The organism is Apilactobacillus kunkeei, from assembly GCF_005930975.1.
Lineage (GTDB): Bacteria > Bacillota > Bacilli > Lactobacillales > Lactobacillaceae > Apilactobacillus > Apilactobacillus kunkeei_E.
This window is the reverse complement of the sequence record NZ_VBSE01000008.1, coordinates 1-254: the sequence shown is the minus strand read 5'-3', so window position 1 is coordinate 254 and position 254 is coordinate 1. Positions and strand designations below refer to the sequence as shown.

The 254-nt window shown below is 68.5% G+C and carries 1 protein-coding gene; it reads left to right on the top strand.

The window, feature by feature from the left end; genetic code table 11:
* Positions 1-254: glutamate synthase-related protein (locus FD688_RS00030; RefSeq protein ID WP_138741306.1), on the top strand; the 254-nt coding region annotated here is incomplete at both ends.

Below are 254 nucleotides of genomic sequence, written 5' to 3'. Positions count from 1 at the left end.
AGGTGGCGTCCGGTCGGTTCGGTGTGACGAGCCTCTACCTCACCGAGGCCGACGACATCCAGATCAAACTCGCCCAGGGCGCCAAGCCCGGCGAGGGCGGTCAGCTGCCCCCGACCAAGGTGTACCCGTGGGTGGCGCGCACGCGTCACGCGACCGCGGGCGTCGGCCTGATCTCGCCGCCGCCGCACCACGACATCTACTCGATCGAAGACCTCAAGCAGCTCATCTTCGACCTCAAGCGCGCCAACCCCTCG